The 9,603-nt window shown below is 46.5% G+C and carries 11 protein-coding genes and 2 pseudogenes; 12 read left to right on the top strand and 1 reads right to left on the bottom strand.

Annotation, left to right across the window (positions count from 1 at the left end; all coding sequences use genetic code 11):
• Positions 1-827: pseudogene (locus tag B2751_RS05655) on the bottom strand (dicarboxylate/amino acid:cation symporter); the annotation flags it as partial.
• A 312-nt stretch (positions 828-1,139) separates the two neighbouring features.
• Between B2751_RS05655 and rpsU the strand changes: the two are divergent.
• The 12 genes and pseudogenes from rpsU to recO form a co-directional block, all read left to right on the top strand.
• The gene (gene rpsU / locus B2751_RS05650) at positions 1,140-1,313 is read left to right on the top strand and encodes a 30S ribosomal protein S21 (protein WP_012369719.1); all 174 of its coding nucleotides are present in this window, start codon (positions 1,140-1,142) and stop codon (positions 1,311-1,313) included.
• A gap of 21 nt (positions 1,314-1,334) precedes the next feature.
• A complete protein-coding gene (locus tag B2751_RS05645; RefSeq protein WP_035409225.1) occupies positions 1,335-1,781 on the top strand; it encodes a GatB/YqeY domain-containing protein in 447 nt (148 codons plus the stop codon).
• A 182-nt stretch (positions 1,782-1,963) separates the two neighbouring features.
• Positions 1,964-2,473: an NfeD family protein gene (locus B2751_RS05640; protein ID WP_035409223.1), complete on the top strand. Its 510-nt coding sequence runs from the start codon at positions 1,964-1,966 to the stop codon at positions 2,471-2,473.
• On the top strand, positions 2,470-3,453 hold the full coding sequence (gene floA, locus B2751_RS05635; RefSeq protein ID WP_035409222.1) for a flotillin-like protein FloA: 984 nt from the start codon (positions 2,470-2,472) through the stop codon (positions 3,451-3,453). The genes B2751_RS05640 and floA overlap by 4 nt, the downstream gene beginning before the upstream one ends.
• A gap of 13 nt (positions 3,454-3,466) precedes the next feature.
• On the top strand, positions 3,467-3,937 hold the full coding sequence (locus B2751_RS05630; protein WP_035409220.1) for a hypothetical protein: 471 nt from the start codon (positions 3,467-3,469) through the stop codon (positions 3,935-3,937).
• Between the two features lie 171 nt (positions 3,938-4,108).
• The gene (locus B2751_RS05625) at positions 4,109-5,071 is read left to right on the top strand and encodes a PhoH family protein (protein WP_052019074.1); all 963 of its coding nucleotides are present in this window, start codon (positions 4,109-4,111) and stop codon (positions 5,069-5,071) included.
• A gap of 36 nt (positions 5,072-5,107) precedes the next feature.
• Positions 5,108-7,165: an HD family phosphohydrolase gene (locus B2751_RS05620; RefSeq protein ID WP_052019073.1), complete on the top strand. Its 2,058-nt coding sequence runs from the start codon at positions 5,108-5,110 to the stop codon at positions 7,163-7,165.
• Positions 7,162-7,638, top strand: coding sequence for an rRNA maturation RNase YbeY (ybeY, locus tag B2751_RS05615; protein ID WP_056060122.1), 477 nt, complete (start codon positions 7,162-7,164; stop codon positions 7,636-7,638). The genes B2751_RS05620 and ybeY overlap by 4 nt, the downstream gene beginning before the upstream one ends.
• On the top strand, positions 7,635-7,985 hold the full coding sequence (locus tag B2751_RS05610; protein WP_035409213.1) for a diacylglycerol kinase family protein: 351 nt from the start codon (positions 7,635-7,637) through the stop codon (positions 7,983-7,985). Before ybeY ends, B2751_RS05610 begins: the two co-directional genes overlap by 4 nt.
• A gap of 48 nt (positions 7,986-8,033) precedes the next feature.
• On the top strand, positions 8,034-8,432 hold the full coding sequence (locus tag B2751_RS05605) for a cytidine deaminase (RefSeq protein ID WP_023467498.1): 399 nt from the start codon (positions 8,034-8,036) through the stop codon (positions 8,430-8,432).
• A pseudogene (gene era / locus B2751_RS05600) lies at positions 8,425-9,334 on the top strand (GTPase Era). The gene B2751_RS05605 and the pseudogene era overlap by 8 nt, the downstream one beginning before the upstream one ends.
• Before the next feature lie 3 nt (positions 9,335-9,337).
• Positions 9,338-9,603, top strand: a 266-nt coding sequence (gene recO, locus B2751_RS05595; protein ID WP_290773426.1) for a DNA repair protein RecO, incomplete at its 3' end; no start/stop codon positions are given.

Here is a 9,603-nt window from a genome sequence, read left to right as displayed (position 1 = left end):
GCGACAGGAAGTGTTGCGTTCGACGAAGACGTCGAGAAAGCAAATAACATGACAGGTGCGAACTTTTTAAAGAAGAAGAACGGATTCATCTTCCCAAGAAGTGAGACGGTTGAACCGTACGTCAATAAAGAATGGATAATTAAAGATAAAACGACAACTAACATGTAGAAGAACATGGCTTTAATTGAAGACCATCCTTGTGAGCCAACTGCCGATGCAATCAAAGCGAACGCACCGAGCGGGGCCATCTTCATGACGAGCGTGATCAAGTACGTCATCAATTCGTTCCCTTGTTCGACGAATGTCCGTAACGTCGAAACTTTTTTACCAAGGAACGTGATTCCAAAACCGACGAACACACTGAAAACGATGATTTGTAGCATGTTGCCTTCCGCCATCGACGTGATCGGGTTCGTCGGGAACATACCGACGATTGTATTGATCAAGCTCGTATCTGGTAGATTTCCGTTATCGTATTCAAGACCTTGCGTCTCGAAGTTACCGAACGTACCCGGTTTAATCAATAATGACAAACCGAGAGCGATGACGATCGCGACAGCCGTCGTCGTCATGAAGTAAGTGATCGCTTTTCCGCCAACACGACCCAATTCTTTTGGATTACCGAGTCCCATGACGCCGAGGGTGATCGAGAAGAAGACGATCGGTACGACGAGCATCTTGATCAGGTTCAAGAATATCGTCCCGATCGGTTGTAGAGCATATTTATTCAATCCCTCATAAATCGACTTATCGGGCAATGCAGCGAGGACGATTCCGAGAATCAATCCGAGGATAAGTCCGAAAATGATACGTTTTGCTTCTTTCATACGTGATGTCACACTCCTTTGTTTGATAATTGCCTATATTTTGACACATCATCACCCTTTTTGACAAAACATTTTAAAAAATGATGATAACGCTTACAAAAAAGTTTCTGAATTTTGATGCAGGAATGATCAGATTTTGTTGTCAAACGGATGCAAGCATGAGAGGATAGAAAAGAACAAAAAGGAACAGCGTAGGGTACAGAAAAGTCGCTTGAATCAACTGTTGACCAAATTGTATATTCCTACTATAATGTTGTATGACGTGTCTGACACGTTTCCTTTAGTCGGTAATATCGGAGGGAGGGAAAACTAGTGGAAACTCGTGTACGTAAAAATGAATCACTTGAAGACGCACTTCGTCGCTTCAAACGTGGTGTTTCAAAAGATGGTACGCTTGCAGAAGTTCGTAAACGTAAACACTACGAAAAGCCAAGTGTAAAACGTAAGCTTAAATCGGAGGCTGCGCGTAAGCGTAAGAAGTTCTAACGTTAGAGAGGGTGTATCCTCATGAGTCTTCAGGAGCGTTTGACAGCGGATATGAAAGATGCCATGCGTCTTCGTGAAAAAGATCGTCTTACGACGATTCGCATGGTGAAATCATCGCTGCAAAATGAAACGATCAAACTCGGTAAGCAAGAATTGACAGACGAGGAAGAATTAACGATTCTTTCACGTGAAATGAAGCAGCGCAACGACTCCCTCCGAGAATTCGAAAGCGCTGGTCGTCACGATCTCGTCGAGAAAATTCAAGCAGAGATTGTCGTGCTCGAAGCTTATATGCCAAAACAGCTTTCCGAGGAAGAAGTACAGGAAATCGTCGACGCAGCTATTGCGCAGACGGGTGCCTCTGCTCCTTCGGATATGGGGAAAGTAATGGGTGTCGTCATGCCGCAGCTTAAGGGCAAGGCAGACGGTGCCTTAATTAATCGACTCGTCAAACAACGTCTCGCTTAATACATGGAAAGGTGTCCCGAGGGACACCTTTTTTTGTCGTTCCTGTCACGTTTTTAAAGTTTCTTGATGAATTCAGAATAGTCATGAAACCTTTTTGTTTTGAAAGCGTATATAATTGTAGTAACGAATCAAAGTGCAAAAGAAGTAGCTTCTGACACGAATGAAAAGGGGTGAACGTACGCATGACGTTTAGCTTAGGGATGATTTTGACGGTCTTCATGATCGGGGTACTCATGTTACTGGTTGAAATATTCGTCACAGGGTTTGGAATCTTTGGCGTCCTTGGGATCGGTGCTGTCCTTGCTAGCTTGATTATGGCAGGTGCGACCGTCGGACAAGTCGGTTTAGCCGTTGGGCTTGCAGTTTTTCTGTCACTTGCGGCCGGGTTCTGGGCGTATCGCAGAATAAAATCAAATCAGTCATTGCTTTGGAGAGGTTTGATTTTGACGGATTCTACATCGTCTGAAAAGGGCTACCTTTCTCATCAAGACAAAGTACAACTGTTAGGACAAGAAGGAGTCAGTCTGACACCATTACGTCCGTCAGGAACGATTGAAATCGATGGGAACCGAATTGATGCCGTTACAGAAGGAACCTTCATTCAAGCGGGGGAAACGATCGTTGTAAAAGAAGTGACGCACGGACGCGTCATTGTTAGAGTCCAACATACGAAGGAGGAGTCCCACACATGACACCTGAATTATTGACCGTATTACTCATATCTGGAGGAATCTTAATTTTCCTCGCTATTTTCTTCACGCTCGTCCCGATTCCACTCTGGATTAGCTCGCTCGCAGCAGGCGTACGCGTATCAATCTTTACATTAGTCGGGATGCGTCTTCGTCGAGTAACACCATCAAAAATCGTCAATCCGTTGATCAAGGCAGTTAAAGCGGGATTGAACTTGAATACGAACCAACTGGAAAGTCATTTCCTTGCAGGGGGTAACGTTGACCGTGTCGTCAATGCCTTGATTGCAGCACACCGGGCGAATATCGAGCTGAGCTTCGAACGCGCAGCGGCGATTGATCTTGCTGGTCGTAATGTTTTAGAAGCTGTTCAAATGTCGGTTAACCCAAAAGTCATTGAAACACCGTTCATCGCCGGTGTCGCGATGAATGGGATTGAAGTGAAAGCGAAAGCCCGGATCACGGTACGTGCGAATATTGATCGTCTCGTCGGTGGTGCTGGGGAAGAAACAGTTATCGCGCGTGTTGGTGAGGGCGTCATCTCAACCATCGGATCATGTAATGACCAAAAAGAAGTACTTGAGAATCCAGAAATGATCTCACGGACAGTACTTGCAAAAGGACTCGATTCAGGAACGGCGTTTGAAATTCTCTCGATCGATATCGCAGACATTGATATTGGTAAGAACATCGGTGCGGTCCTTCAAACGGATCAAGCGGAAGCAGATAAGAACATTGCGCAAGCGAAGGCGGAAGAGCGTCGCGCAATGGCGATCGCAAGCGAACAAGAGATGAAATCACGTGTTGAAGAGATGCGAGCGAAGGTTGTCGCTGCTGAAGCGGAAGTACCACTTGCTATCGCAGAAGCGATGCGTGACGGAAATTTTGGCGTCATGGATTATGCGAACTACTTGAACGTGACAGCCGATACGAAAATGCGTCAAGCAATCGGTGGACAATCATCACCACATGACTCACAGTAAAGGGTGAGACGGTATGGATATCATATGGGTCGGATTGATGATCGCATTCGGTGTCATCTCCGTCATCTCAAAAGCAGCAGATAAAAAACCGAAGCAGACGAACCGGACACCTTCAAAAGAGTTCGGGGAGTATGTGAAGCAAATGGTCGAACAGGTGGATACGGTTCGACAAGAGACGACACCTCCACCTGTCGTTCGTAAAAAAGCACCTGCGAAGAAACAACCTGGGGTAACCCAAACGAAAGCACGACCAGTTCATGAACGAACGGAATTGCAACAACGTTTGGACCAACGTCAGAAACAACATTCGAAAAAAGGGGTGCCTTCTTCGAGTATTGGTGAAATCAAAGACAGCGTCGCAGACGGTGCTATTGGAACATCGAGTCGTTCGGCATCAGCAACGACGCTTTCGCAAGACGAAATGCGACGTGCGATCGTCTGGAGTGAGGTTCTCGGAGCGCCTGTCTCTAAACGAAAACGATGATGGTTGGACAGGAAGTCGATCCTACGAAACGTGTAGGATCGACTCTTTTTGTTTTCCAAAAGGTGGAAACGGGTTTTTCTTTCCATCTTTTCGGTGGAAGTGCTAAAGTGGAAGAGATTAGATATGAAGCGATGACAACTTGTTATCCATGACTAGGAGGCCATTCACAACGTGATATTCAACGAAAGAATCCCATTTGCATTTTCGAATTCAGAACAGATTCAAGCATTCGTCGGTCCGAATGACGCAGTCTTACGTACGATGGAAGCGGAACTTGAAGTCCAGCTTACACATCGAGGAGATGAGCTGTTGGCACAATCCGAACAGGAACAGTCTGTGATCTTGGCAGGACAAGTCGTTGGTGTCCTGAAGCAACTCGTCAATCGTGGAGCTGTTTTGACGGAGCGTGACGCAACGAGCGCCATTCAACTCGCACGTCAAGATCGGGTGGATGAACTACTGGAACTTTACGATACGGTCATCCATACGAATCATAAAGGAAAACCACTTCGTGCGAAAACGCTCGGTCAAGCACGTTACGTCCGCGGAATTGATCGCTGTGATTTGACATTTGGTATTGGACCAGCGGGGACTGGAAAAACATATCTCGCAGTCGTGATGGCTGCAAAAGCACTGAAGGAAGGACATGTCAAACGACTCGTCCTGACGCGTCCAGCAGTAGAAGCAGGAGAGAATCTTGGATTTCTTCCTGGTGATCTTAAAGAAAAAGTTGATCCATATCTACGTCCTCTATACGATGCGTTACACGACGTCCTTGGTGTCGAACATACGGCTCGACTACTTGAGCGTGGTGTCATCGAAATTGCGCCACTCGCTTATATGCGTGGGCGGACACTTGAACATGCCTTTGTCATTCTAGATGAAGCGCAAAACACGACACGTGAACAAATGAAGATGTTCCTGACACGTCTTGGTTTTCATTCGAAGATGATCGTCACAGGCGATTTGACACAAGTTGATCTTCCGCGCGGAAAAACGTCTGGTCTACAAGAAGCATTGCATCTGCTCGGAAATGTCAAAGGCATTCATTTCGAACACTTCGGCTCAGCTGATGTCGTGCGTCACCCACTTGTCCGGAAAATCGTTGATGCTTACAGTCAGGAATTGACATAAGCCGTTACGGGAATAATGGAAAAAGGGGGAGATGATATGCGCAAGGTTAGGGTCTGGGTTGGACTTTTGACAGTAGTGTTCTATCTCGTCGTATCGACGATGATGTATGTCAGTGTCCGACCAGAAGCCTTGTCCGCAGAACCGTTCTCGATTGCAGAAGAAGACATCCGGTCGCCATTGACGATGGAGGATCGGGTCGCGACGAATCAAATCAAGGAAAATGCGATTGCTGCAATCGAGAGTCAGTATACGATCAAACAAGAGTATGCAGCACAGCAAATTGATAAAGTCGAACAACTTTTTGCTAGTTTATCCGGCATTAAAAAAGCAGACGAGATCAGTAAAATCAAACAGCGTTTGCGTGGGACAGAAGCGGCAACTCTTTTAAAGGACGACGAACTACGTTTACTTGTAGCTTCAACGACAGCGCTTCGAGACACGACACGGGATGTCGTCATTACAGCAATCGAAGAAGCGATGCGTCAGCGCATCTCGTCTGATGGCGGCGAAGTGGCTGAAGCACGTGAAAATGCCCGAACTGATATCGAACGTTCACCGCTTTCTTTCTCGCTAAAGGCGATTGCCAAGGCGTTGACCGATCAACTGATCGTGACGAACTACGTCTATGATCCGGAAAAGACGGAACAGCTTCGTAAACAAACAAGTGATAAAGTGGAACCGGTCATCATCTCGGAAGGGGAAGTGATCGTGAAGCGAGGCGAAGTGATTTCGCAAGATGCTTACCGCCAGCTACAACTCGTCGGCTTGATTTCTGACCGTCAGTCGTTGAAACCGTTACTTGGAGCGATGCTTGTCAGTGCATTGATGACTGCTTTCCTATTCGGCTTCATTCATCGCTCGAAACTACGGTATGCACAGATGGGGCGGATCCGGTTGTTTGGGCTTGTCTACCTCGTCGTCAGCTTACAATTGCTTGTCATGTATGGCATGGCGTTTTTAGCAAACGATATCAATCCTGCACTTTACTTACTCACACCGACCGCTTTTGTTGCGCTTGTTCTGCGCAATTTATTAAACGAACGGATTGCATTGTCAAGTTCACTCTTCACGGCACTTGCCGGAACATTCTTCTATAGTACGAATCAAAACTTCAGCTTCAATATCGCGATCTATTTGTTAGTCGGTGGTTTAGTCGCAACGTTTTTCCTACAGTCTAGTTTGTCACGTCGTCGTATTTTCATGAGCAGTATTTCGATTGCCGGAGCAAACATCGCGATTTTCTTTGCATTCGTTCTATTACGTAGTGGCACATTCGAATTACGTGAAACATTGACTTTAGTCGGTTTTGCGATTGCTAGTGGGATCTTGAGTGCCATTCTTGCGATTGGGTTATTGCCGTTCCTCGAAATGACATTTGGTATCTTAGCACCGACGCGTCTGCTCGAACTGTTGAACCCGACGCATCCCTTGTTGAAGAAACTCTTGGTCGAAGCGCCAGGAACGTATCATCATAGCATGATGGTCGCGAACCTAGCAGAAACAGCCTGTGAAGCAATCGGTGCAGATGGGTTGCTTGCGCGAGTCGGTGCCTACTATCATGATTTAGGAAAAACACGACGACCACTTTATTTCATTGAAAACCAGCATGGACGCAATCCGCATGATCGATTGACGCCGGAAGAGTCGGCACGTGTCATCTTGGCACATACGGAGGATGGTGTTGAATTGCTCGAAAAAGCAAAACTCCCGGCAGCGATCATCGATATTTGTCGCCAGCATCATGGAACATCGTTGCTCCGATATTTTTATGTCAAGGCAGCAGAACAAGGTGAAGTCGATGAGGATACGTTCCGTTATACAGGACCTAAACCACAAACGCGTGAAGCGGCGGTCATCATGATCGTCGACTCGATTGAAGCGGCTGTTCGTTCAATGAAAGCTCCTTCGGAAGAAGGAATTCGGGACCTAGTCGCGAAAATCATTCGTGAAAAGATGATGGACGACCAATTTGCGGAATGTGACATCACGACACGCGAGATTTATCGTGTTGGTGAAAGTGCATGTCATACCTTATCCGGTTTGTTCCATGAACGAATCGAGTATCCAGAATTAAAGAAAGAGGCAACGAAATGAACATTTATATGACAGACGAAAATAATCGTCTAACGGAAGAGCAACGACAGCTTGTCGAATCGATTTTGATTTACACGGCGGAACAAGAAGAAGTCGATCCGAACAGCGAGTTGTCCGTGACTTTTGTCTCAAACGATGAAATTCAAGAGATTAATCGTGAATGGCGTGGGAAAGATCAGGCGACAGACGTCATTTCCTTCGCGATGGAAGAACTCGGAGAAGATGAAATCGATTTTGGATTATTGGAAGATGAACCAGTCGTCCTCGGTGATTTGATCATTTCCGTGGAACGATGTCGCGAACAGGCGGCTGAATATGGCAATCATTTCGAGCGTGAACTCGGTTTTCTCGCCGTCCATGGTTTCCTCCACTTACTCGGATATGATCACATTGAAAAGGCAGATGAGGAAATCATGACGAAGCGACAGGAGGAAATCCTGCATCACTTCGAGTTATTCCGGGGCACATTGTGAAAAGCTGGTGGCAACCATTTCGACATGCGATGCATGGGTTGCGCCAATCGATTCGAGAAGAACGGCATATGAAAGTTCATGTCATCATTGGCGGCATCGTATTACTTGTCGCCTTTTTATTACCGTTGACATCTGTCGAGCGAGCGATTCTTTTTCTGACGGTCGGGATCGTCATAAGTGCCGAGATGTTCAATACAGCGTTTGAGCGCGTCGTGGATCTCGTGACACAGGAGTGGCATCCACTGGCAAAAGCAGTCAAAGATATCGCGAGTGGTGCTGTTTTAGTGTTGGCGCTTACATCTGTTGCGATTGCGCTATGCATCTTCATCCCATATTTGGTACAATAAGAATCCGGCCTTTTTGGCCAATACCGTTCCTAAAAAGGGGATACTCACATGAAAACAGAACAATTACTCGAACAAGCTAAACGTGCACGCGAAAAAGCGTATGTTCCATATTCAAAATTCCAAGTCGGTGCTGCTCTCTTAACGAAAGACGGACAAGTCTTCCATGGCTGCAATATTGAAAACGCAGCGTATGGTCTTTGTAACTGTGCAGAACGGACAGCTATCTTCTCTGCGTGGGCACAAGATGCGCGCGAGTATGCAGCGATGGCTGTCGTTGCGGACACAGAAGGACCGGTCGCACCGTGCGGACAATGCCGCCAAGTGTTATCAGAGATGTGTGATGCGGATATGCCAATCTATTTGACGAACCTTAAAGGGGATGTCACAGAAACAACAGTGGGCGCTCTCTTACCGGGAGCATTCACGAAAGGAGATTTACATGTTTAAAGAAGGATTCAAATCGGGCTTTGTCTCGATCATCGGACGCCCGAACGTCGGAAAATCGACATTCCTCAACCGTGTCATCGGACAAAAAATTGCCATCATGTCTGATAAACCACAAACGACGCGTAATAAGATTCAAGGTGTCTACACGACAGAAGATGTTCAGACGATTTTCATCGATACACCTGGGATCCATAAACCAAAACATAAACTCGGCGATTTCATGATGAAGGTCGCGACGAACGCATTGCGTGAAGTCGATGCGATCTTGTTCATGGTCAACGTGACGGAACCAAAAGGAAAAGGTGACGACTTCATTATTGAAAAATTGAAGGAACTCGATACACCAATCATTCTCGTCATGAATAAANNTCGATTTGATTCATCCGAATGATATTCCACCGATCATCGAGTCGTACAAAAATGAACTCGAGTTCGCGGCAGTCGTTCCGATTTCGGCGCTACAAGGGAATAACGTCGGACCGTTACTTGAAGAAATCGCAAAAATTCTACCAGAAGGACCGATGTATTACCCAGCGGATCAAGTCACTGACCACCCAGAGCGCTTCATCATCTCAGAGATGATTCGTGAAAAAGTCTTGCAAAAGACACGCGATGAAGTACCACACTCGATTGCCGTCGCGATTGATCAAATCAAGACGCGTGAGAATGGAAATATGGTTGATGTCCATGCGACGATCTTGATCGAGCGCGATTCCCAAAAAGGAATCATCATCGGTAAACGCGGAGCACTTCTAAAAGAAATCGGCTCTGAAGCACGAACGGACATCGAGATGTTACTCGGGACGAAAGTTTACCTGAACTTGTGGGTCAAAGTCCAAAAGGATTGGCGCAACAAGGCCGGTCAATTGCGTGAACTCGGCTTCCGCGATGATGAGTATTAAGCGATGATCGATAAGGCGGAAGGGCTTGTATTACGAACGGTCGTATATGGTGAATCGAATAAGATCGTTACGCTACTGACACGTGAATACGGCAAGCTCGCCGTCATGGCGCGAGGAGCGAAGAAGCCGGGTAGCCGTTTTAACGCGGCTAGTCAGCCTTTCGTCCGAGCTGTCTATATCTATCCACGTTCACGGGGTCTCGGTCAGTTAAAATCAGCAGACGTCATTACAAGTCATGCGCATATTCGGCAAGATGTCGTGTTGATGGC

Origin of the sequence: Exiguobacterium sp. UBA6282 (assembly GCF_002440475.1) — a bacterium.
In the GTDB taxonomy this organism is placed as follows: domain Bacteria; phylum Bacillota; class Bacilli; order Exiguobacteriales; family Exiguobacteriaceae; genus Exiguobacterium_A.
Note: the sequence above shows the minus strand (reverse complement) of the source record. Positions and strands in the feature narration are given on the sequence as shown.

What these genes read in the sequence shown, in the direction of transcription:
- ybeY (WP_056060122.1), top strand. Translation starts at nt 7,162, where the DNA reads ATGAACATTTATATGACAGACGAAAATAATCGTCTAACGGAAGAGCAA.
- B2751_RS05605 (WP_023467498.1), top strand. Translation starts at nt 8,034, where the DNA reads ATGAAAACAGAACAATTACTCGAACAAGCTAAACGTGCACGCGAAAAA.
- B2751_RS05620 (WP_052019073.1), top strand. Translation starts at nt 5,108, where the DNA reads ATGCGCAAGGTTAGGGTCTGGGTTGGACTTTTGACAGTAGTGTTCTAT.
- B2751_RS05640 (WP_035409223.1), top strand. Translation starts at nt 1,964, where the DNA reads ATGACGTTTAGCTTAGGGATGATTTTGACGGTCTTCATGATCGGGGTA.
- floA (WP_035409222.1), top strand. Translation starts at nt 2,470, where the DNA reads ATGACACCTGAATTATTGACCGTATTACTCATATCTGGAGGAATCTTA.
- B2751_RS05645 (WP_035409225.1), top strand. Translation starts at nt 1,335, where the DNA reads ATGAGTCTTCAGGAGCGTTTGACAGCGGATATGAAAGATGCCATGCGT.
- B2751_RS05630 (WP_035409220.1), top strand. Translation starts at nt 3,467, where the DNA reads ATGGATATCATATGGGTCGGATTGATGATCGCATTCGGTGTCATCTCC.